The organism is Pandoraea sp. LA3 (assembly GCF_022696215.1).
GTDB lineage: Bacteria > Pseudomonadota > Gammaproteobacteria > Burkholderiales > Burkholderiaceae > Pandoraea > Pandoraea capi.
In genome coordinates, this window is the sequence record NZ_PTPY01000030.1 from 25,490 (window position 1) to 48,504 (window position 23,015).

General features: G+C 63.6%; 15 protein-coding genes and 1 tRNA gene. 9 read left to right on the forward strand and 7 right to left on the reverse strand.

From position 1 onward, the window contains the following. Positions 1-7 precede the first annotated feature (7 nt). From rnhA to C5N93_RS10280, 4 genes are all read left to right on the forward strand, one after another. Entirely contained in the window at positions 8-454 is a 447-nt protein-coding gene (gene rnhA / locus C5N93_RS10265; protein WP_242559192.1) for a ribonuclease HI, read from the forward strand. A gap of 176 nt (positions 455-630) precedes the next feature. After that, a complete protein-coding gene (dnaQ, locus tag C5N93_RS10270; protein WP_242559193.1) occupies positions 631-1,371 on the forward strand; it encodes a DNA polymerase III subunit epsilon in 741 nt (246 codons plus the stop codon). 266 nt (positions 1,372-1,637) lie between these two features. Further along, a tRNA-Val gene (locus C5N93_RS10275) sits at positions 1,638-1,712 on the forward strand. A gap of 576 nt (positions 1,713-2,288) precedes the next feature. Further along, positions 2,289-4,529, forward strand: coding sequence for an NADP-dependent isocitrate dehydrogenase (locus C5N93_RS10280; RefSeq protein WP_242559194.1), 2,241 nt, complete (start codon positions 2,289-2,291; stop codon positions 4,527-4,529). Positions 4,530-4,680: 151 nt separating this feature from the next. Here C5N93_RS10280 and C5N93_RS10285 read toward each other — a convergent pair whose 3' ends face one another. From C5N93_RS10285 to C5N93_RS10300, 4 genes are all read right to left on the reverse strand, one after another. Then, entirely contained in the window at positions 4,681-5,991 is a 1,311-nt protein-coding gene (locus C5N93_RS10285; protein WP_150721139.1) for an MFS transporter, read from the reverse strand. Positions 5,992-6,363: 372 nt separating this feature from the next. Then, positions 6,364-7,566 (reverse strand): arabinose transporter, encoded by a 1,203-nt coding sequence (locus tag C5N93_RS10290; RefSeq protein WP_242559195.1) that lies wholly within the window; start codon positions 7,564-7,566, stop codon positions 6,364-6,366. 413 nt (positions 7,567-7,979) lie between these two features. After that, on the reverse strand, positions 7,980-8,825 hold the full coding sequence (locus tag C5N93_RS10295) for a Na/Pi symporter (RefSeq protein ID WP_242559196.1): 846 nt from the start codon (positions 8,823-8,825) through the stop codon (positions 7,980-7,982). 132 nt (positions 8,826-8,957) lie between these two features. After that, positions 8,958-9,563, reverse strand: a complete 606-nt coding sequence (locus tag C5N93_RS10300) for a TetR/AcrR family transcriptional regulator (RefSeq protein ID WP_240493717.1) — start codon at positions 9,561-9,563, stop codon at positions 8,958-8,960. Positions 9,564-9,740: 177 nt separating this feature from the next. Here C5N93_RS10300 and C5N93_RS10305 point away from each other — a divergent pair, with 177 nt between their 5' ends. The 3 genes from C5N93_RS10305 to C5N93_RS10315 all read left to right on the forward strand — a co-directional run bounded on the left by C5N93_RS10305 (position 9,741) and on the right by C5N93_RS10315 (position 13,425). Then, positions 9,741-10,580, forward strand: coding sequence for a metal-dependent hydrolase (locus tag C5N93_RS10305; RefSeq protein ID WP_242559197.1), 840 nt, complete (start codon positions 9,741-9,743; stop codon positions 10,578-10,580). Between the two features lie 407 nt (positions 10,581-10,987). Continuing rightward, complete coding sequence (locus C5N93_RS10310) at positions 10,988-12,028, forward strand: porin (RefSeq protein ID WP_150721143.1); 1,041 nt, start codon at positions 10,988-10,990, stop codon at positions 12,026-12,028. Between the two features lie 104 nt (positions 12,029-12,132). Continuing rightward, positions 12,133-13,425 (forward strand): NCS2 family permease, encoded by a 1,293-nt coding sequence (locus C5N93_RS10315; protein ID WP_150721144.1) that lies wholly within the window; start codon positions 12,133-12,135, stop codon positions 13,423-13,425. Between the two features lie 144 nt (positions 13,426-13,569). Here C5N93_RS10315 and C5N93_RS10320 read toward each other — a convergent pair whose 3' ends face one another. Next, complete coding sequence (locus C5N93_RS10320; protein ID WP_242559198.1) at positions 13,570-14,295, reverse strand: GNAT family protein; 726 nt, start codon at positions 14,293-14,295, stop codon at positions 13,570-13,572. Positions 14,296-14,398: 103 nt separating this feature from the next. On the opposite strand from C5N93_RS10320, the gene C5N93_RS10325 reads away from it, so the two are divergent. Beyond that, a complete protein-coding gene (locus C5N93_RS10325) occupies positions 14,399-15,979 on the forward strand; it encodes a PLP-dependent aminotransferase family protein (RefSeq protein ID WP_242559199.1) in 1,581 nt (526 codons plus the stop codon). Between the two features lie 77 nt (positions 15,980-16,056). After that, complete coding sequence (locus tag C5N93_RS10330; protein ID WP_242559200.1) at positions 16,057-16,431, forward strand: hypothetical protein; 375 nt, start codon at positions 16,057-16,059, stop codon at positions 16,429-16,431. Here C5N93_RS10330 and C5N93_RS10335 read toward each other — a convergent pair. Both C5N93_RS10335 and C5N93_RS10340 read right to left on the reverse strand, forming a co-directional pair. Beyond that, positions 16,380-17,624, reverse strand: a complete 1,245-nt coding sequence (locus C5N93_RS10335; protein WP_069344804.1) for an MFS transporter — start codon at positions 17,622-17,624, stop codon at positions 16,380-16,382. The genes C5N93_RS10330 and C5N93_RS10335 overlap by 52 nt on opposite strands. Before the next feature lie 245 nt (positions 17,625-17,869). Further along, a complete protein-coding gene (locus C5N93_RS10340; RefSeq protein ID WP_242559201.1) occupies positions 17,870-22,951 on the reverse strand; it encodes an NAD-glutamate dehydrogenase in 5,082 nt (1,693 codons plus the stop codon). Between the last annotated feature and the right edge of the window lie 64 nt (positions 22,952-23,015).

Here is a 23,015-nt window from a genome sequence, read left to right on the forward strand (position 1 = left end):
TTGAGAGATGACCTTGCCGCAAGTTGAGATTTATACCGACGGAGCCTGCAAAGGCAATCCCGGCCCCGGCGGCTGGGGCGCCCTGCTCGTCGCGGGCAAACACCGCAAGGAAATGTTCGGGGGTGAGCCCAACACCACCAACAACCGCATGGAGCTGCTGGCCGTCATTCGCGCGCTCGAAGCCCTGAACAAGCCCTGCCACGTGGTGCTGCACACCGACTCGCAGTATGTGCAGAAGGGCATCAGCGAATGGATTCACGGCTGGAAAGCGCGCGGCTGGAAGACCGCCGCCAAGGAACCGGTGAAGAATGCCGACCTCTGGCAGACGCTGGACGCCGTCTCGCAACAGCACGACATCGACTGGCGCTGGGTGAAAGGCCACGCAGGTCACGAGGGCAACGAAGCCGCCGACCAGTTGGCCAATCGCGGCGTAGAGAGCCTGCGCCGTGGCTAGCCGAGCGAGGGCTTCCAGGGTAGCCAGCGCCTGACGACGCAATATCAATAGCGACGGTTGGCGCGCCCTCGCCCGCCCTATGCGCTTGCATCAACATCAGCACGATCCGCGCACTGCGTGAGGCACATAGCCCGCAGCGCGCAAATTCCGAAAGCTTCAACCTCTGACCGAACATCATGCGACAACTGATCCTAGATACCGAAACCACCGGCCTGAATGCGAAGACGGGCGACCGTCTGCTGGAAATCGGTTGCGTCGAACTGGTCAATCGACGCCTGACCGGCAACAACCTGCACTTCTACATCAACCCCGAGCGCGACAGCGATCCGGGCGCACTGGCGGTGCACGGGCTGACGACCGAGTTCCTTTCCGACAAACCCAAGTTCGCCGAGGTTGCCGAACAGTTGCGCGAATACTGCCGCGACGCGGAAATCATCATTCACAACGCGGCGTTCGACCTGGGCTTTCTGGATATGGAGTTCGGCCGCCTCGGCTGGCCGCCGTTCATGCAGCACTGCTCCGGCCTGATCGATACGCTGATGCGCGCGCGCGAGATGTTCCCGGGGCGACGCAACTCGCTCGACGCGTTGTGTGAGCGCCTTGGCGTGAACAATGCCCACCGGACGTTGCACGGCGCTTTGCTCGACGCGGAACTGCTCGCAGACGTCTATCTTGCGATGACGCGCGGCCAGGAAAGCCTCGTCATCGATGAAGGCGAAAGCGACGAGGGCAACGACGGCGTGCCGCGCGAGAAGATTTCACTGCGCCAGTTCGATCTGCCGGTGATCCTCGCCGCGACGGAAGAAATCGAGCAGCACGACGGCGTGCTCAATGGCATCGACAAGGGCATGAAGGGGACGTGCGTGTGGCGCAAGGAACCTGCACCGCCGGAAGGGGAAGCAGCACCGGCTGCGTGATTCTTGGACGGAGACGAGCGGCACTGCGAAAAAATCGCACGGCGCTCTTCCCAAACGAAGAAAACGTCCCTATAATCGCTGTCTTTGCTGCTTGCGAGACATCGCAAGAAACGGCGTGAAGTGATCGAGAGATATCGTCACGGCGGCAGCAAAATAGAACAAAAGAAAAGTTGCAGACTTCTACGAAAACAGTTAAAGTTCTGCTCCTGATTGCGAAAGAAGAACTTCAGCAATCAACACTAAATCATTGATTTAGTTAATGATTTGGGTGGTTAGCTCAGCGGTAGAGCACTGCCTTCACACGGCAGGGGTCACAGGTTCAATCCCTGTACCACCCACCAGATTCGAAGGGCCGACGATGCGTCGGCCCTTTTTGCATTCGGCGTTCGCTTTTGCAATAAGCGTATCGAACGCCACCATCAGCCGCCATCGCATCATCCTGCCGCGTCCAGAATTCGAAGCCGAGACTTCACCTCGCTCCCTCTCCCGGATTCGCATTCTTTCAGCATCGTCAAGCTTCCGCATTAGCATCACCTCGTCTCATAACAGCCGCGCCTCCTCCAGGAAAAAATTCGTCGGCGCTCACGAGAACGCAGCCTCGCACCGGCAATTCGCTCGCACTCTTCTATAGATTTTATTTATAGAAATTCTCCAACGATCGCAAAAACCCCCACCCACACCCACGACTGCGCCCCTATCCCCCGCACCCCCGCCCCACCCTGCGGGGTTTTCATCGAAGTTATGGGCACTTCCACGGCAGTCTTATATAAGACCCAAGCATTCACATTACGAAAAGGCATTTCAGTTTTGCCCCCGACCCGTGTCACAATCGGGGAAATTAGTCATGGCTAGCGGACTGTCACCCCAGTCGGCGGCGTTCCCCCACCTTTTCCTGATTCTTGAATCCGAGACCAGCGATGAGTACGCAGCAACCCAGCATCATCTACACCCTGACCGACGAAGCCCCGCTTCTGGCCACCGCATCCTTCCTGCCGATCATCCGCACGTTCGCCGCTCCGGCCGGCGTTGCGGTCGAGACGAGCGACATCTCGGTCTCGGGCCGTATCCTCGGTGAATTCCCCGAATTCCTCACCGAAGAACAGCGCGTGCCGGACAACCTCGCCGAACTCGGCCGTCTGACGCAAGACCCGGACACGAACATCATCAAGCTGCCGAACATCAGCGCTTCGGTGTTCCAGCTCCAGAGCGCCATCAAGGAACTCCAGTCGAAGGGCTACAAGGTGCCGGACTATCCGGAAGACCCGAAGACCGACGAAGAGAAAGCCATCCAGAAGCGCTACTCGAAGTGCCTCGGCTCGGCCGTGAACCCGGTCCTGCGCGAAGGCAACTCGGATCGCCGCGCACCGCTGGCCGTCAAGAACTACGCCAAGAAGCACCCGCACAGCATGGGCGACTGGAGCATGGCTTCGCGCACGCACGTCGCGCACATGAAGCATGGCGACTTCTACCACGGCGAAAAATCGATGACGATCGACAAGGCCCGCGACGTCAAGATGGAACTCGTCACGAACAGCGGCAAGACGATCGTGCTCAAGCCGAAGGTCTCGCTGCTCGACGGCGAAATCATCGATAGCATGTTCATGAGCAAGAAGGCGCTGTGCGAGTTCTATGAAGAACAGATGGAAGACGCACGCAAGACCGGCGTCATGTTCTCGCTGCACGTGAAGGCCACGATGATGAAGGTCTCGCACCCGATCGTGTTCGGCCACGCCGTGAAGATCTTCTACAAGGAAGCCTTCGAGAAGCACGGCAAGCTGTTCGACGAACTGGGCGTGAACGTCAACAACGGTCTCGTGAACCTGTACGAGAAGATCGAATCGCTGCCGAGCACCCAGCGCGAAGAGATCATCCGCGATCTGCACGCCTGCCACGAACACCGCCCGGAACTGGCGATGGTCGACTCGGCCAAGGGCATCTCGAACCTGCACGCACCGAACGACGTCATCGTCGACGCCTCGATGCCGGCCATGATCCGCATCGGCGGCAAGATGTGGGGTGCCGACGGTCGTCCGAAGGACACGAAGGCCGTGATCCCGGAAAGCACGTTCGCCCGCATCTATCAGGAAATCATCAACTTCTGCAAGACGAACGGCGCATTCGACCCGACCACCATGGGTACGGTGCCGAACGTCGGCCTGATGGCGCAGAAGGCTGAAGAGTACGGCTCGCACGACAAGACGTTCGAAATCGCCGAAGACGGCGTGGCGAACATCGTCGACATCGCCACGGGCGAAGTGCTGCTCTCGCAGAATGTGGAAGCCGGCGACATCTGGCGTATGTGCCAGGTCAAGGACGCCCCGATCCGCGACTGGGTGAAGCTCGCCGTCAATCGCGTGCGCAACTCGGGCATGCCGGCCGTGTTCTGGCTCGACCCGTACCGTCCGCACGAAGCCGAACTGATCAAGAAGGTCGAAACGTACCTGAAGGATTACGACACTAACGGTCTCGATATCCAGATCATGTCGCAAGTGCGCGCCATGCGTTACACCCTGGAGCGCGTGATCCGCGGTCTGGACACCATCTCGGTGACCGGCAACATTCTGCGCGACTACCTGACCGACCTGTTCCCGATCATGGAACTGGGCACCAGCGCCAAGATGCTCTCGATCGTGCCGCTGATGGCCGGTGGCGGCATGTACGAAACGGGCGCCGGCGGCTCGGCACCGAAGCACGTCAAGCAACTGGTGGAAGAAAACCACCTGCGCTGGGACTCGCTCGGTGAATTCCTGGCACTGGCCGTCTCGCTGGAAGACCTCGGCATCAAGACGGGCAACGCCCGCGCCAAGATCCTCGCCAAGACGCTCGACGCCGCCACGGGCAAGCTGCTCGACAACAACAAGGGTCCGTCGCCGAAGACCGGTGAGCTGGACAACCGCGGCAGCCAGTTCTACCTGTCGATGTACTGGGCACAAGAACTGGCCGATCAGAAGGACGACGCCGAACTGGCCAAGCTCTTCGCACCGCTCGCCAAGCAACTGGCCGAGAACGAGAAGGCCATCGTCGGCGAACTCACCGACGTGCAAGGCAAGCCGACCGACATCGGCGGCTACTACAAGCCGGACTTCGCCAAGCTCGAACAAGTCATGCGTCCGAGCAAGACGTTCAACGCTGCACTGGCCAGCGTCGCGAAGGCCTGAGTCATCAGGTCATCGCACCGCATCACCGGGCAGTCTTCGTGACCGCCCGGTCGCAATGAGGCAGACGGAAGTCGGTCACATTGCGAAAGGCAAATAAAAACGCCGCTTCGACACCAATCGAAGCGGCGTTTTTTTGCGTCAGCCCTTAGCGTTAGCGGTTGACCTGTTCCTTCGATTGCGTGAGCGCCAGCACAGCGCCCAGGGCGAGCGCCGCCGACACGCAGTACATGCCCGCGTTGGTGCTCTGCGTCACGTCCTTGAGCCAACCGATGACGAACGGGCTCACGAAGCCCGCGAGGTTGCCGATCGAGTTGATCATGCCGATGGCCGCAGCCGCCGAGCCACCGACGAGCAGCGCGCTCGGGTACGTCCAGAACACCGGCATCGTCGCGAGCATGCCCGCCGTACCGACCGACAGCGCCACCATGGCGAGCGGCACATTGTTGCCCCACACCGTGCTCAGGTACAGACCCACGGCACCGGCGAACGACACCACCGCGAAGTGCCAGCGACGCTCACGCGTGCGGTCCGAGCTACGCGCCACGGTGATCATGCTGACGACGGCGCACGCATAGGGAATGGCGGTCAGCAGACCGACGTCCAATGCGCTCTTCACGCCGCTGGCCTTGATGAGCGTCGGCAGGTAGAAGCCGATGCCGTAAAGACCCATCATGCAGCAGAAATAGATCAGGGCCATGCGCCAGACGCGGCCGTTCGAGAACACCGACGCCACCGTTTGCTGCGCCTTGCCCGCGCTGTCCTGCGCGATGTTGTGTTCGAGAATCGCCTTCTCGTCCTCGGTCAGCCACTTCGCAGCGCGAATGCCGTTCGGCAGATACATCAGGGTCACGACGCCCAGAATCACCGACGGAATGGCTTCGATGAAGAACAGCCATTGCCAGGCCGCCCAGCCGCCCACGCCGTTGAATGCCGCCAGAATCCAGCCCGAGAGCGGGCCGCCGAACACACCGGCGATAGGAATGCCGATCATGAACAGCGCGTTCATGCGGCCGCGACGCTGCGCCGGGAACCAGTAGGTCAGATACAGCACGATGCCCGGGAAGAAGCCGGCCTCGGCCACGCCGAGGAAGAAACGCACGAGGTAGAACTGCGTGGGTGTCTTGACGAGCAGCGTCGCTGCCGAGAGCACCGCCCACGAGATCATGATGCGCGCGATCCAGCGACGCGCACCGACCTTGTGCATGATGATGTTGCTCGGCACTTCGAAGAAGAAGTAACCGATGAAGAAGATGCCGGCGCCCAGACCGTACACGGTCTCGCTGAACTGGAGGTCGTTCAGCATTTGCAGCTTGGCGAAGCCGACATTCACGCGATCCAGATAGGCCGCGACGTAACACAGGAAAAGGAACGGCAACAAACGCCAGGTCGCTTTTGCGTAGGCTTGCGCCTCGATCTCGCGCGTATGCGCGTTGGCTTTGATACCGCTAGCGATAGTACTCATGGTCTCCACTTCGAACCTCGGCTGCCAGGCAGCCTGAATTGACTGCAACGCTGCACCCGGACCACTCGCACCGATCACGCTGCCTTACCGACTCGACCGCTCTGAAGACCTCACGATTCCCGTTTTACGAGAATCGATCCCGCGGGGTCCGGAGGCATTGTCTCCGGACGTCGCGCGCGGCCCGCAAGCCGTGACGCAACGTTTCTCACCCTGCCATCCCCTCTTGTTGTTGGGAGGCCGACGCGGATTGTAAACCATAGGACACCGCTCGATCTGGAACGCTTCCTCAGTCTTTGGGCGAATGACGAAAGCCAGGGCGTGGCGAAGGGCAAACCCTTCGCCATCACCGTGACGCTGCCGCCGACGATGGGATCAGCGCCGACGCGCACGCAAGGCGACGACGACGAATACCCCTACGACCGCCGCCACCGCGCCACACAGGAACACGGCGCGATAACCGAAAGGGTTGGCGACCGCACCGGCGAGCGGCCCGGTCGTCAGAATCGCGATGTCCTGAAACGCGGCATACGTGCCCAGACTGGTGCCGCGACTCGCGGCCGGTGCACGCTTGACCACTTCGATCCCCAGCGACGGGAAAATCAGCGACGCGCCCGCACCGGCCAACGCCGTGCCGAGCAACGCCAGCCACGCCACCGGCGCCTGCCAGACGACCAGCAAGCCGATCGCCTCCACCGCCAGCGACACTTGCGCGACGCGCAGATTGCCGAAGCGTTCCGGCCAGCGTCCGCCGATGAGCCGCATCAGCACGAACGCCAGACCGAATGCCGACAGCGCGACAGCGGCCCCCGTCCAGCGCGACGCCTCGAAGTACAACACCACGAACGCCCCGACCACCGCGAACCCGACACCCTGCAACGCGAGCGCGAGCCCCGGCAGGAAGACGATACGCAGCACTTCCGCGTACGGCAGCCCGCCACCCGCCTGATGCGCCGGCGCGACCGCCGGAATCCGCGAGATGACAGCCCAGCCGGCCAACGGCAGCAGACAGATCGCGATCGCTACGCCGGTCAGCGCCGTCGGACCATAGAGCGCGAGTCCCAGCGGCGCGCCCACGGCGAATCCGCCGAAAACGGCAGCGCCTGTCCACGACATCACCCGGCCAGACTGTTGCGCGCCGAGGCTGGCAATGGCCCACGTCAAGGTGCCGGTAATGCAAAGGCTCTCGCCCACGCCAAGCAGCAGACGCGCCACCGTCAGTACCGCCAGACGCGGCTCGGGAGCAATTGTCAGCCAGCTTGTGGCGAGCAGGGCAATGCCGGACAGCCCGACGAACGACAAGCCGCGCACCAATGCAACGCGCGCACCGCGCTGGTCGGCGGTGCGTCCCGCAAACTTGCGTGTAAGCACCGTGGCGAGCGACTGCACGCCGACCGCAAAACCAACGACGACGTTGTGATACCCCAAGGTGTTGTGCACGAACAGCGGCACGACGGAGAGCGACATGCCGATGGTCAGGCACGCGAGAAAAACGTTTAACGAAAAGCGCACGAGCAACGCCGTAGCGTTGGGCGGCGCGGTGGCCACATGATTGGCCGATGCAGCAGAGGACGACATGCGAGAAGACTCCATGGGTTGCCGGGAGACGCTGGACAACGAACGACAAATGGCGGATACCAGACGCCGACCGGCGGACGAACAACCGCAACCGGGCATCGGTATCGAAACGTACAAATCGGGGAGACGGCGCTTGTGGCGCTCAGAGAATCCGGCGCAGCGCTGAATGGGCTGCCCGGTCGTTCACCGGCGAACGCACGCCCCTCGACCGACGTGCCGGATCGTCCGGCCGCTGTCGCGGAGAATGCGTTGTTTCACGTGAACGCTTACGTGACACCAGCGAACGTTCTGCTGATGCCAAAAATCTGCAACCATTCTAGCCACGCATGTTGCGTTGCGCAAGAGACGTACACATGGCGTGAAACCGGCGTCATCCAAGGCCCTCGTTTCGACGAATGGCGGGCGTCACGGCATCACGGTATCGACGCCGGCCGCATGAAGCAAGGCAACAGCGAGCCCGCCACGCGGTTCATGCGCTCGGCAAACGACTGACAGACGCTGCCCAGGCGCATCACGGAGGCATGTTCCTGCGCCAGCACGCCGGGACACGTGCCCGCGAGCGCGCCGCGCACCATGTGACGGCTCATCACGCCAAGTCGCTCGACTTCGCGCTTGAGCGCGTCCACGGCCAGTTGCGGGACTTGCCTCACGTTGTCGTCGAGAAACTGCGGCGCACCCTCACCCTCTTCACGCGTGCGAAAGCGTCGCTGCAACCAGTGCAGCAGCGGCGTGGCGAGCGGAATCATCAGCAGCACACCGAGCACATTGAACGTCGTATGGAAGATGGATTGCAGCAGCGAAATGCCAAAGAAAAGCAGGCCGAAGCCCGCGAGTGCATTGCCGATGGCGCCGCGCCGGGTGCCCGCGCCTGTCAGACGCGTCGCCACACCGACCGCTATCATCGGCAGCGCGAAAGCGTCGATATTGAACTTCAGGCCGATGACCGCGACGATCCACCCCATCATGGTGGAACCGAGGTTGGCGCCGAACATCAACCAGAGCGCCCCGCCGAGTTTGAGCAGGCCGGCGTTGACGAAGCCGATGGTCGCGATCGTCACGACGGACGAGCTTTGCGTGATGGCCGTGACCAGCACGCCCGAGGCAAACGCCTGCCAGCGCGTGCGTGTCGCCCCGGCCAGAATGCGCTCCAGCGCCGGGCCTGCGGCGAGCTTGAGACCATCGGTCATCATCGCCATACCGATGAGGAAGATGCCGACGCCCCCGGCCAGAATACTGACCGCCTTGACGATTTCACCCATGCGACGCGTTCCCCGGTAAGAACGTGAATCGGACGTGGATCGAACTTCGTAAGCCCTTCCGCAGCACCCTCGTCAGTCCGGTCATTTCTGACCGTGCGCAATGCCTGCGTTGCGCACTCGAAAGACCCGCACTTAACCGTCAGCGCGCAGCAACCCCCAGCACAACCGGTAAAGCTCATCTTCGAACTCCGGCGTGCCAAGCAACGGCGAGTCTTCGAGCACCGCCGAGCGTAGCGTGCCCATGAAGGCGCGCGTGAGCACGAACACCGTCGCCGACGTGGGTTTGCGCATCTCCGGCGCATCGCGGCGCGCCATCGCCACCGCAATGTGCTCGGCTGCCTCGCGCATCGCCTGCATGATGTTCTCGTGGTGATCCATCTGCCAGGCCATCTTGATGAGCGAACGCTTCACGCGCCCGCCCGATGCGAACGCTTCGACCAGCAGGCGAATGCGCTCACGGATGACGCGTTCGGGATCTGCGCCTTCTTCGGCGGCCAGCGCGAGCCGTTCGTTCTGCTCGTCCATCACGCGACGGCGCTCGCGCGCAATCATCGCCAGCAGAATCGCCTCTTTGGTCGGGAAATACTGATACAGCGTGCCGATGGAAAAGCCGGCTTTCTTCGCGATGCGATTGGTCGTGAGCGCCGCCTCGCCTTCTTCGTCGAGAACCTGAGCGGTGGCCTCGAAAATCGTCTCGACGGTGTGCTGCGCGCGCGCCTGCATCGGCCGCTTTCTCATAGTGGACGCGGCATTCGGCGTGGCGGGCGGCTTGGGTGTGGACATAGCGAAAAATCTGAGCGGGAAGCGAGTTGCGGCATAACGCCTGAAAAATGAATAATGCTCACATTCACGACGAAATTCAAGAGACGGCGCTATTGGCGTCACAAGCGTCACTTTGAAGCGAGGTCCGCCATCATGAGCAACGACATTTCCGCCCTGACCGTACGTAAGCTGACCGTCGATCTGGCCAGCGGCTTCGACCGCCATTGGCACAGCGGCGACGCGTACCGCACCATGTACTACAACGCGCTGTCGATGAGTTTTCCCGTCGGCGAGCAGTCGTTCATCGACTCGGTACGCGACACGATGGATCGTTTGCCCAACGACGAGCGCTACGACACGTTGCGCGCCGACATCGCGCAGTTCATCGGTCAGGAAGCGACGCATCGCCATCTCCATGGCCAATACAACGCGCAACTCGCCCGGCAGGGGCTGGTGAATCACTGGGAAAACTGGGCGACCACACGTATCCGTTGGGCGCGACGCCGCAAGCTCTCCCCGATGTACATGCTCGCGATCACCGCCGCGTATGAACACTGCACGGCGGTGTTCGGCGACGGCGCATTGCGTTACGACCGCTGGCTCGCGAAGGCGGAGCCGAAAATGCGTCTGATGTGGCGCTGGCACGCCGCGGAGGAAACCGAGCACAAGGCCGTGGCGTTCGATCTGTATCGGGCGTTGGGCGGCAGCGAGACGCAACGCGTGCTGACGTATCTTTACGTGCTGCTCATGTTCGGCCTCGAGAGTCATGCACAGACGATCAACAACCTCTGGCACGACGGCACGCTCTTCAAACCGAAAACGTGGTGGGGATTCGCCACGATGTTTTTCGGGCGCGACGGCGTCATCTGGCGCACCACCGGGCCGATGCTCAAATACCTGTTGCCGTCGTTCCATCCGAATCGTCACGGCGATCCGTCGCTGGCGCAGAACTGGCTCGAAGCCCACAACGCGAGTTGGCGCGCCGTACGCTGATTCGCAGTCATCTCCGGTCGCTATCGCGCTGGCCCTCACGGCCAGCGCCGTCCCGCTATCTCCTCCATCTCCTCTCATTCACGCGCCCCGGCATCGCTCCCACCGCTGTTGCGCAACGCCGTTCCCTCCCCCTACGCAAGTCGTTCAAGCGATGCAACGCAAGAGGCAAACTGCCCGTGTTAACCCGCGAAGTGTGACGGTAACAACGGAATACCGAGTATCAACGCGGCGTGATATGTCGTTTGCCGCGTGTTGATAATAATGATCACGCCTCAACCTCAACGCAGCACCGATAACCGCGCGATGCGAAGTCAGTGTGTCAATGACTCAGGCGGGCCCCTTGCACTCTTCGGTGAAAAGAGAAATCCAGAGGCACGCACAAACTAAAACGAGACGGAGACACATTCATGAGCAAGGCAGCAGGTTGGCTGCGGGGCGCGCTCGCCCTCGCGGTCTGCGGCGCGGCGGGCGTCGCCAACGCACAATCGAACGTATCGCTCTACGGTCAGGTCGACGCCTGGGTCGGCGCGGCCAAAGCCCCCGGCGGCGATCGTGCATGGACGCAGGGCGGCGGCGGCATGTCGACCTCGTACTGGGGAATCAAAGGCTCGGAGGATCTCGGCGACGGCCTCAAGGCCATCTTCACGCTGGAAGACTTCTTCCTGCCGCAAAACGGCAACTACGGCCGCTTCACGGGCGACAGTTTCTTCTCGCGCAACGCCTACGTCGGTCTGCAATCGAACACGCTCGGCACCGTCACGATGGGCCGGCTCACCACGTCGTATTTCGTCTCGACGATTCTGTTCAACCCGTTCGTCGACTCCTATACGTTCAGCCCGATGGTCTATCACACGTTCCTCGGCCTCGCGGGTCAGGGGATCGTCGGTGACTCCGGCTGGAACAACGCGGTGATGTATGCCACACCCGACTACAAGGGGCTCGGCGCGAGCGTCTCGTACGCTTTCGGCAACAAGGCCGGCGAAGGCGGACAGAACAAGTGGAGTGCGGCGGCAATGTACTTCCACGGCCCGCTCGCGGCCACCCTCGCGTATCAGCAGGTCAAATTCGATTCGACGCCCAATGATCAGGCCGGTATCGCCGGTTTTCGTAATCAGCAGGCCCTGCAAGCGGGTCTGACGTACGACTTCAAGGTGGTCAAGCTCTTCGGTCAGTATCAGTACATCAAGAACACGATCACGGGCGGCAATCTGACGTCCAACGGCGGCCAGCTCGGTTTTACCGTGCCTTTGGGCGGCGGCAACGTGATGGCGTCCTATGCTTATACGAAGAATTCCGGCGCAGACAATCGTAGCCGCAATACCTGGGCCGTCGGCTACGACTACAGCCTCTCCAAGCGCACCGACGTGTACACCGCCTACCTGAACGACAAGGTTTCCGGGCTCGACGCCGGGAATACTTTCGGGGTGGGCATGCGCATGAAGTTCTGACAAACTCGCCTCACAAACTCGGTGGCAAGGGCTCGCGCGCAGTACAATGCGCGCGCCCCCGCTGCACACGGACAACGGCATAACAAAGCCACAAGGAGAGCACGTTGCTGACCAAATTCTTCAAACTCGAGGAGCATGGCTCCAATGTACGGACGGAAATGGTGGCGGGTCTCACGACCTTCCTGACCATGTCGTACATCATCTTCGTCAACCCCAACATTCTCGGCACGACGGGCATGGACAAGAGCGCCGTGTTCGTGGCGACCTGTCTTGCGGCCGCCATCGGCTCGGTGGTGATGGCCTTCGTCGCCAACTACCCGATCGGTATGGCGCCGGGCATGGGGCTGAACGCCTTCTTCGCCTTTACGGTCGTAGGCGCGATGGGCTACACGTGGCAACAGGCGCTGGGGGCGGTGTTCATTTCCGGCTGTCTGTTCATCATCCTGACGGTCACGGGGGTGCGATCCTGGCTGATTGCCGGGGTACCCAAATCGTTACGATGCGCCATCGCCGCAGGTATCGGCCTGTTCCTCGCGATCATCGCGCTGGGTAACGCCGGCGTGGTCGTGGCCAATCCGGCCACCAAGATCGGTCTGGGCGACCTCCACTCGCCGCAGGCGCTGCTGGCGATCTTCGGCTTCTTCCTGATTGCCGTGCTCGACGCCCTGCGGGTTCGCGGCGCTATCCTGATCGGGATTCTGGTGGTGACGGTGCTCTCGATGGTGCTGGGCCTGAACCAGTTTCAGGGCGTGTTCGCCATGCCGCCGAGCCTCGCGCCGACGTTCCTGCAACTCGATATTCCGGGTGCCCTGCACGCGGGCTTCGTGCATGTGATCCTGGCGTTCGTGCTGGTCGAAGTGTTCGACGCGACGGGTACCCTCATGGGGGTGGCCAAGCGCGCCGGTCTGCTCGAAGGCACGCACTACAAGGGGCTGGGCCGCGCGCTCTTCGCCGATTCGATCGCCATCTTCATCGGTTCGCTGTTGGGCACGAGCAGCACCACGGCCTACGTCGAAAGCGCTTCGGGCGTGCAGGCCGGCGGCCGCACCGGCCTCACCGCACTGACGATTGCCGTGCTGTTCATCCTCGCGCTGTTCATCGCCCCGCTGGCAGGCTCGGTCCCGGCGTACGCCGCTGCACCGGCGCTGTTGTATGTCGCCGGCCTGATGCTGCGCGAACTGCTCGACGTCGAGTGGGACGACATCACGGAAGCCACCCCAGCCGCGCTGACCGCACTGGCCATGCCGTTCACGTACTCGATCGCCACGGGTCTGGCGTTCGGCTTCATCTCGTACGCCGTGCTGAAGTTGTTCACGGGCCGCGCGAAGGACGTGCATCCGGCAGCATGGGTGATCGCAGTGCTCTTCGTGTTGAAGTACATCTTCTTCCCGGGCTGATCGCTCGTTACCGGTTGCGGCCGGTAGATGCATGACCTGCGTGATATGCGTGACGAAAAGGCCCGCCGGGGAATTTCCCGGCGGGCCTTTTCGTTGGCACCGACCAATGCGATTCGGTCCGATGATCTCGCCGCTATCTCGCGATCATGACTTCGCGGCCGAGATCAGCGCCGCCAGACTCGCGCGATGCTTGCCCTCAACGTCGAAGTTCTCCGGCGAGAGCCATTGCTCGAAGCCACGGCTGATGGCAGGCCATTCGCTGTCGATGATCGAGAACCACGCGGTATCGCGGCTGCGGCCCTTGTAGACGATGGCCTGACGGAAGATGCCCTCGAACGTGAAGCCGTAGCGGGCTGCCGCGCGGCGCGACGGTGCATTCAGCGCATCGCACTTCCACTCGTAGCGGCGATAGCCCAACTCGTCGAACGCGCGACGCATCAGCAGATACTGCGCCTCGGTGCCCGCGCGCGTGCGCTTGAGCAACGGCGAGTAGGCCACGTGACCCACCTCGACGACGCCGTTCGCGGGATCGATGCGCATGAGCGAGAGCGTGCCCACCGCCTTGCCCGTCTCCAGATCGATCACCGCGTGATGCAACGGGTCGGTCGATGCCGCGAGCTTCGTCGCATACGCGTAATAGCTGTCGAAGTCCGGGAACGGGCCACCGCCCATGTAGGTCCAGTCGCGACCGTCGGCAGCCGAGGCATACGCCTCGAAGAGATCCTTCGCGTGACGCTCGACGTCGACCGGTTCCAGGCGGCAGTAACGCCCGGCGATCGGCGTGCGCGGCGGCTGCGAACGCGGCGTCCAGTCAGGCAGCGGCGGGCCGACCGGCTGGTCGAATTCGTTGAAATGCGGGGCGTCCGTCATGTCTGTCTCATCTCCGGCAAGTGACTGGGTATTGTGCTGATGCTCAAGTTATCGCGTCAGTGGTACGATTAAAAGCACCATCACCGGCAAATCTCTTGGTGCCATGACATCCCAGCCCCCTGCCCGTTCCGAGGCCGTCGCGCCCGCCTCCGAAAACGTTGCCGCCCTGTTCGACACGCCGCTCGCCACCGGTCCGGGGCGCAACACCTCGCTTCAGAAGCAACTGCTCTCGCGCCTGAAGCACGCTATTCTCGAAGGACGTCTGCCCGCCGGCGCACGATTGCCGGCGTCTCGCACGCTCGCGGAAGATCTCGCCGTCTCCCGCAACACGGTATCCATCGTCTACGACCAGCTCGCCGCCGAGGGCTTCATCGTCCCGCATCGGTTGGGCACGCGTGTCGCGCAGTTGTCGCTCGATCCGCACATTGCCGCGCAGGCCGCGAAGGCCCTCGGGCAGAAGGCGCTGGCCGATGCGGCAGCAACGGCCGCAGCGGACGATGTCAGCCCGCCGCTCGCCTCTCGTCGTATCCAGCGTCTGCCCGCCACGCGCCATGCGGCACGCGCCGACGAGACGCCGCTGCCCTTCACGCCCGGCGTGCCCGCGCTCACGCGCTTTCCCGCGAGCACATGGCGGCGCACGCTCGAACGCGTGATGCGTGAAGCGCAGCCGCGTCACTACCACTACGGCGATCCACTCGGCGAGCCGGCGTTGCGCGAAGCGGTTGCCGGCCATCTGCGTATCTCGCGCGGCGTGCGGTGCGATGCGTCGCAGGTCGTCATTACGGAAGGCGCGCACGAAGCGTTGATCTTGTGCGTGCGGTTGCTCACGGACCCGGGCGACACCGTATGGATGGAAGACCCCGGTTACCGTGGCGCGAAGGCCGCCTTTCATTCGAGCGATGTGCGTCTGCACGCGCTGCGCGTCGATGACGAAGGCATCGTGATTCCCGAGGGGCTCTGGGAACGCTCGCCCCCGAAACTGGTGTACGTGACGCCATCGCATCAATATCCGCTCGGCAGCGTGCTGTCCGCGTCGCGCCGACTCGATCTGATCGCGCAGGCGGGACGTCACGGCGCCTGGATTCTGGAAGACGATTACGACAGCGAATTCCGGCATCAGGGCGAGCCGATTGCGGCCATGCAAGGGATGGTGCCGGATGCGCCCGTGGTCTACGTCGGCACGTTCAGCAAGACGATGTTCCCCGCGCTGCGTCTGGGTTTTCTGATTCTGCCGACCGCGCTCGCCACGCAGGCGCGCGACGCACTCGACGAACTGCTGCGCGGCGGTCATCGCTTCGAGCAACTCGCACTGGCGGACTTCATTCGCAGCGGGCAGTTCGCACGCCATCTCGGGCGGATGCGACGGTTGTACCGGGAGCGTCAGGCGGCGTTGCGCGATGCGCTGGCCGCGCATTTCGACCCCGCGTACGCAGTGATCGGAGAGCGTTGCGGCCTGCATCTGACCGTGCGGCTCGATCCCGCGTTTCCGGACAAGGCTATCGTGGCGGCGGCGCAGCGCGAAGGCATCGGCCCTCGCGCGCTGTCGAGCTTTGCACTCGATCCGCAACCGGCCGATAACGGGCTGGTGATCGGCTACGGGGATACGGATGCGTCCCGCATCCCCGGTCTGATCAAGCGACTCGCGGCGATTGTCGCGGCGGCCCGATCGACGTCATCGGATTGAGTCAGGGGTTCCGGGGCAGCAGACAAATCGTCGCGCCCGTATCCGAGCAGAAACATCCCGGCGGCGGATTTTCACACTTGGCCGGCACGACGCGCGGCACCGGCGTAGATTCGGCTGCCTTGACCATTGCCACCGGGGACAAGAGCACTAACGACGTCGCCGAGATCCACCCGGCTCGCATCATCCAACTCATCTTCATTGCAGACTCCAGAAAGGTTTCCGATCCCTGCGCGAGTCATGTCTCGCACAGCGTTCATTCACTTCATACTGCAAGTCGATTTAAGACCTGCCGGAGAGAAACCACTTTCAGGAATGGTTCACGCGCCGCCGATGAGGGAACTTTCCCCAAAGACATCGCGCGACGGCGCCGTTCAGCCAATCACGCGAAGGAAGCCATGCGTCAGGAAGACGTTGCGGGGCGTGCCGGTTTGCCCGACGACTCGCTGTCGTGAGCGTGTGCAACGGGCGCGTTGCGTGACATCCAGAACGTCAGCAGGACAGCCGTAATCGCGGCCATGGCGGCGCACAGATACACCTCGGCATAACCATACGCACCGACGATCAGTCCGGCGACAGGGCCGGTCACGCCCAGCGCGACGTCGAGAAACACCGAGTAGGCACCCAGCGCTGCGCCGCGATTTTGCGCCGGCACGAGATTGACGGCCGCCACGCCCAGCGACGGGAACACCAGCGAAAAGCCCGCGCCCGAGAGCGCCGCGCCGAGGAGTGCAGTGAAGCCGGTCGGCGCAATGCCGAGCACGATCAGGCCGAACGCTTCGAGGGCGAACGACGTCATGGCGACACGGTAGCCGCCGAAACGGCCGATGCTGCTGCCCAGCAGCAGACGCACGCCCATGAAGCACAGACCGAACGCGGTCAGCGCCAGTGCGGCGTTGTCCCAATGATGGCTGGCGTAGTAGAGCGTGATGAAGGTCGAGATGGCGCCGAAACCGATGGAGCCGAGGGCCAGCCCCATGCCGAACGGCAACACCCGGCCGAGCACCGCGCGAAACGCCAGACGCTCACCGTGAATCACGGGCGTCGCACGCTTCAAGCGGGCGAGCAGCAATCCGACGATGCCTGCCAACGCCACTGCGCCGCCGACGGCCTCGATACCGTACGCGTTGCTGAGCGCCACACCCAGCGGTGCGCCGAGCGCGAGCGCGCCATACGTCGCCACACCGTTCCACGAGATGACCCGTGCCGTGTGCGACGGTCCGACTTGACCGATGCCCCACATGATCGCGCCCGTCGACACCCAGCTCTCACCGAAGCCCAGCACCAGACGCCCCGCGATCAACGCGAGCAGCGCCAGCCAGGGCACACCGGAGAACACGCCACCGAGTGCCACGAGCAACCCGGAAGCGCCGCATGCCACCAATCCGCAAAGGACGGTGCGCTTCGGCCCCCAGGCATCGGCGGTGCGTCCGGCATAGGGACGCGAGAGCAACGTCGCGAGATATTGCACGCTGATCGCCAGACCGGCGATCACGGAGCTGTACGCCAGATCCACGTGGACGAACGACGGCAGCACGGCGAGCGGCAGACCGATCGTCAGATAGCAGAGAAACGTGAAGAACACGGTGGAGACGATCTGCAACGTCGTGGCGAACTGGCCGTTCGCGGGGCGGGTGTCGGTAGGCATTGCGCAGGAGATCAGGAATCGACGAAACCCCAGGACGCGACAACCCGCACGACGGGCAAGCATGCGTGCGGGCGGACTCAATCCTAGGGTTTTCCCGGATCATACGCCGTTTTGCGCGTTTTGTGTAAACGCTTAAAAGATGTCGGACAAGTCACATCGAGCGACATCGGGAGATGACCGTCACCATGCCGGGAAAACCGCCGCCGAGCCCCGCCCGGCGGACGATTTACCGCAGAGAGACGAGTTCAGCGGCCGACCTCGGCGAGCGATTTCAGGCTGACTGACAACATGGCAAGGTCGGCGTTACCCGCCGCCACCTGATCGGCCAGCACGCGGTGATAACGGGCGAGGGCTTCCATATGCGTCTTCTGCCAGTTCGCGACCAGCCGGTCCGCCGGGCGCATGCCGTCGCTGTCAGCCACATCGCCGGCGGGCCCCTTCTCCCCCTTGCTCCCTGCCCGGCCGTCTTCGAGCACGCTCGCCGTCAGCCGTCGCCGCAACACCGACAACTCTTCGAGCAGCGTGGCGCGTGCCAGCCGCTGCCAGTGCGTCTGCATCGGCAAACCGAGCACGCCGGTCTGCAACCAGCCATAGCCGAGCGGCGCGTCCAGCGCAAAGTACACCTGTGCGGCCAGCGCCGGTTCGCACCCGGTCGTGCTCGCGACCTCGGCAATGTCGAGCAACGCGACCCGCGCCCCGATCCCCGCCGCCGTTTGCGCCAACTGCGGTGGCACCCCTGCGTCGATCATGGTCTGGCTCTGGGTGCTGGCCGCTTCCAAGGCCTCACCGCTGACCAACGTATCGAGCGTGGGCAGGAGCGGATCGAGCACATGGCGCAGACGCTCGACCGTCTGCGGCACGTCGGTCAGACGGCGCCGCAGGAACCACAGCGTCGCCTGCTCGTGCCACTGCGCCACGGCCGCGAAAAGCGACGCCTGTGTCTCATGCGAGACCCGCGCGTCGAGCGCGTCGATCTCGAGCCACAGCGCGTCGAGCCCATAAGCCCCGCGCGCTGCGAGACTCGCGCGCACCACGTCCGCCGCCTCGGCCCCGGTCTCCTCGCTCAACCGGTGGACGAACGTCACCCCCGCCCGGTTGACGAGCGCGTTGGCATGCATCGTCGCAAGAATTTCCCGCTTGAGCGGGTGACGCAGCATCGCCGCGCCGCACCGGCTCGCCAACGGCGTAGGGAAGTACGACGGCAATCCGTCGGCAACGAACCCGGCGTCGGGCAAATCGCTGGCGAGCAGCACGTCGTAGAGCCACATCTTGCTATACGCCATGAGCACCGCGCGCTCGGGCGACGTCAGCCCCGTCCCCGCCGCGCGACGGGCATCGAGCGCTTCGTCGTCGGGCAGGAATTCGATGGCCCGCGACAGCCGCTGCGCGCGTTCCAGATACCGCATGAAACGTGCGTCGCCGTCGAGCGCCGCGGCCGAACGCAATCGTCCCAGCGACAGAGCTTGCGTTTGCAGATAGTTGTCGCGCAGGACCAGCGTGCCGACTTCCTCCGTCATTTCGGCTAGCAACGTATTGCGCTGCTTGAGCGTCATCTCACCATCGGTGACGACCAGTCCCAGCAGAATCTTGATGTTCACTTCGTGGTCGGAACAATCGACGCCGGCCGAGTTATCGATGGCGTCCGTATTGATGCGACCACCGTGCTGCGCGTACTCGATGCGCCCGAGCTGCGTCAGCCCGAGGTTGCCGCCCTCCGCCACGACCTTGCATCGCAACTCCGCGCCGTTCACGCGCAGGCCGTCGTTCGCGCGGTCCCCCACTTGCGCATGCGTCTCGGTGCTCGCCTTCACATAGGTACCGATGCCGCCGTTGTACAGCAGGTCGACGGGGGCCGTGAGCAACGCACGTAGCAGGTCGGTCGGCGCCATCTCGCTGGCGTCCACGCCGAGCCATTCGCGGATCTGCGGCGACAGCGCAATGGCCTTTGCCGTGCGCGGGAAAATGCCGCCGCCGGGCGAAATCAGCTTGGCGTCGTAGTCGGCCCAGCTCGAACGGGGCAACTGGAACAGACGCTCGCGCTCCGCGAACGACGTTGCCGCGTCCGGCGTCGGATCCAGGAAGATGTGACGATGATCGAAGGCCGCCACGAGCCGGATGTGCTTCGACAACAGCATGCCGTTGCCGAACACGTCTCCCGACATGTCGCCGACACCCACGACCGTGAAGTCCTGCGTCTGCGTATCGACGCCCATCTCGCTGAAATGCCGCTTGACCGATTCCCACGCACCTCGCGCCGTGATCGCCATCTTCTTGTGGTCGTAGCCGACGGAGCCGCCTGACGCGAAGGCATCGCCCAACCAGAACCCGTACTCTGCGGAGATCGCGTTGGCGTAGTCCGAGAAGGTCGCCGTGCCCTTGTCGGCGGCGACGACCAGATACGGATCGTCGCCATCGATGCGCACGGTCTGCGGCGGGGGCACCAACCGGCCGTCGACGTAGTTGTCCGTCAGATCCAGCAACCCGCGCAGGAACGTCTGGTAGCACGCCACGCCCTCGGCCAGATAGGCATCTCGATCTGCCGGCGACGGCGGCTGCTTGACCACGAAACCGCCCTTCGAGCCGACCGGCACGATGACCGTGTTCTTGACCATCTGCGCCTTCACCAGTCCCAGCACTTCGGTACGGAAGTCCTCGCGACGGTCCGACCAGCGCAGGCCGCCACGCGCGACCCGTCCCCCGCGCAGGTGCACGCCCTCGACGCGCGGCGAGTACACCCAGATCTCGAACATCGGTTTCGGCTCGGGCAGCCCCGGCACTTTCGACGGATCGAACTTGAACGACAGATACGTCTTCTGCAAGGGCTGCGTGGCGCCATCCCTGGAAGCGACATCCTTTGCCGTCTGGAAATAGTTCGTGCGCAGCGTCGCCTCGAACACGCCGAGGAACTGACGCAGGATGCGGTCTTCGTCGAGATTGGGAACGTCTTCGAGCGCGGCGTGGATTTGCGTACGTAACTGATCGGCACGCGACTCACGGACGTCCGCAGCCAGCGAGGGATCGAAGCGCGCGAGGAAAAGCCGCACGAGCATGCCCGCAATCGCGGGGTTCCCCGTCAGCGCGTTCTCGATGTACGCGTTGCTGAAGGTGGAACCGACTTGCCGTATGTACTTTGCGTACGCCCGCAGAATGCGCACCTCACGCCAGGTGAGGCCCGCTTGCAGCACGAGACGGTTGAGATCGTCGTTCTCGACGTCGCCGGCCCAGATTCGCGCGAAGGCGTCTTCGAAGCGCGAGCGCGCATGCTCCAGATCGACGTCCGCCCCGTCGAGACTCGTCATGCCGAAGTCGTGCATCCACACCACGCCGGCGTCGGCCGGCTCGATGCGGTAGGGACGCTCATCGTTCACACGCACGCCGAGATGTTCGAGCATCGGCAGACTGCGTGAGAGGGCAATCGGCTCGCCCGCCTGATAAATCTTGAAACGCAACGTGCCTGGGGCCGCTTCCAGCGGGCGATACAGTTGCATCGCAAGCGCCGTCGCCTCAGAAGTCCCGGCGGTGCCTGAAGTCGCCGCCTGCGGCGCTTGCCCTGCCTCGCTCAGCAACGGCTCGATGAGTTCGACGTCGCGCACGGCCACGCGTGCTGCGTAGTCCTCGCGATACCCCGCAGGGAACGCCTGTGCGTAGCGGCGCAGTGCCCGCGTACCGCGTTCCTCACCCAGTTGTTCGCGTAGCGCGTCGGACAGATCGTCCTGCCAGCGCCGCGCCGTCTCGACGATCCGCGCTTCGAGTTCGGTGACGTCGACATCGGGCACGTGACCCGGTTCGGTGCGCACGGTGATGTGAATACGCGCGAGCATCGATTCCGACAGCAACGGCGTGAATTCGACGCTGGTGCCGTGATAGGCGGCGAGCAGCAGGTTCTGCACGCGAATGCGCAGATCGGTATTGAATTTCTCGCGCGGCACGAACACGAGGCACGACACATAGCGGTCGAAGCGGTCGCGTCGCACGAACAGCCGCGTGCGCTGGCGTTCCTGCAAGCGCAGAATGCCCAGCGCGATATCGGCGAGCTGATGGGCGTCGATCTGGAAAAGTTCGTCGCGCGGATATTGTTCGAGGATGGTGACGAGCGTCTTGGCCAGATGCCCGTTCGGCAGGAAGCCGGTATGGCCGATCACCTCGGCCACCTTGCGGCGCACCAGCGGGATCTCTTCGGCGGGCACCATGTAGACGGTGGACGTGTAGAGCCCGAGAAAGCGCCGCTCGCCGCAGACGTTGCCTTGCGCGTCGAAGCGTTTGACGCCGACGTAGTCGAGATAGCCGGGACGATGGACGCTCGCGCGCGAGTTCGCCTTCGTCAGGAAGATCGGCGCGCTCGCCTGAACGATGCCGATGGCGCCCGGCGAGAGGCGCGTCACGTCGGGCGTGCTGGCGTCGCGCCGGGATTCCCTCAGCACACCGAGGCCGGTGCCGTTGACCCCTTGCAGGTAATGCTCGCCGTCGCGCTCGACCAGTTCGTAATCGCGATACCCCAGGAACGTGAAGTGGCGGGCGAGCATCCAGTCGAGGAACGCCTGCGCTTCGTCGATCTCCTCGCGCTCCTGCGTGGTCACGCCCTTTTGCGCGGCGCGCTGGGTGAGCGACTCGATGGCGGCGTGCGCGGCGGCCTGCATCGCGCGCCAGTCCTCGACGGCGGCCCGCACGTCGCCCAGCACGCGTTGCAGGCCGTCGACCAGCGCCTGTATGCGCTCGGGCTCCGAGAACCGGTCGACTTCGATGTGGATATACGATTCGAAGCGGCTGCCGTCGTCGGCGGGCGCCGGGCGCTCTTGCGCCGTAGCGTTGCCGTTCACACTACCGTGTTCGCCGCCGCTTTCTGCGCCATTTTCGGTCCCATTTCCGCCGCCAGTTCCATTACCGACGTTGCTGCTGCCGGGCGCAACGCTCAGGCGCTTGCCTGCCGCATCGCGTCGCACGCGATAGACCGGATGGAACGCCGAATGCAGCGCCAGCCCCTGCCGGTTGATTTCCATCGTCACCGAATCGACGAGGAACGGCATGTCGTCGTTGACGATCTCGACCACGGTATGGCTGCAATGCCAGCCGTGCTGATCGAGGGTGGGGTTGTAGATGCGGATACGCGGCTCGCCGGAGACGAACTTCTGGCCGAGTTGCCAGTGCGCCATCGCCGCGCCATAAAGATCGGCGACACTGCGCGATACGACATCCTCGGCGTCGGCCAGACCGTAGTAATGCTGGACGAAGGGCTCGAACAGGGCGGCCACGCCGGGCGCGCGCTCACGGGCCATCGTGACGACTTCCGCCATGTGCTGGCGGACTTTCTCTTCCGGGTTCGCGGGCATGGGCACCTCTGCGGAAATGGACGAGACGGCGACCGGCCGACGACCGGCCCGTCGATGAGAAAGG

What these genes read in the sequence shown, in the direction of transcription:
- C5N93_RS10285 (WP_150721139.1), bottom strand. Translation starts at nt 5,991, where the DNA reads ATGAGTACTATCGCTAGCGGTATCAAAGCCAACGCGCATACGCGCGAG.
- C5N93_RS10310 (WP_150721143.1), top strand. Translation starts at nt 10,988, where the DNA reads ATGAGCAAGGCAGCAGGTTGGCTGCGGGGCGCGCTCGCCCTCGCGGTC.
- dnaQ (WP_242559193.1), top strand. Translation starts at nt 631, where the DNA reads ATGCGACAACTGATCCTAGATACCGAAACCACCGGCCTGAATGCGAAG.
- C5N93_RS10300 (WP_240493717.1), bottom strand. Translation starts at nt 9,563, where the DNA reads ATGAGAAAGCGGCCGATGCAGGCGCGCGCGCAGCACACCGTCGAGACG.
- rnhA (WP_242559192.1), top strand. Translation starts at nt 8, where the DNA reads ATGACCTTGCCGCAAGTTGAGATTTATACCGACGGAGCCTGCAAAGGC.
- C5N93_RS10305 (WP_242559197.1), top strand. Translation starts at nt 9,741, where the DNA reads ATGAGCAACGACATTTCCGCCCTGACCGTACGTAAGCTGACCGTCGAT.
- C5N93_RS10280 (WP_242559194.1), top strand. Translation starts at nt 2,289, where the DNA reads ATGAGTACGCAGCAACCCAGCATCATCTACACCCTGACCGACGAAGCC.
- C5N93_RS10335 (WP_069344804.1), bottom strand. Translation starts at nt 17,624, where the DNA reads ATGCCTACCGACACCCGCCCCGCGAACGGCCAGTTCGCCACGACGTTG.
- C5N93_RS10295 (WP_242559196.1), bottom strand. Translation starts at nt 8,825, where the DNA reads ATGGGTGAAATCGTCAAGGCGGTCAGTATTCTGGCCGGGGGCGTCGGC.
- C5N93_RS10290 (WP_242559195.1), bottom strand. Translation starts at nt 7,566, where the DNA reads ATGTCGTCCTCTGCTGCATCGGCCAATCATGTGGCCACCGCGCCGCCC.
- C5N93_RS10325 (WP_242559199.1), top strand. Translation starts at nt 14,399, where the DNA reads ATGACATCCCAGCCCCCTGCCCGTTCCGAGGCCGTCGCGCCCGCCTCC.
- C5N93_RS10340 (WP_242559201.1), bottom strand. Translation starts at nt 22,951, where the DNA reads ATGCCCGCGAACCCGGAAGAGAAAGTCCGCCAGCACATGGCGGAAGTC.
- C5N93_RS10320 (WP_242559198.1), bottom strand. Translation starts at nt 14,295, where the DNA reads ATGACGGACGCCCCGCATTTCAACGAATTCGACCAGCCGGTCGGCCCG.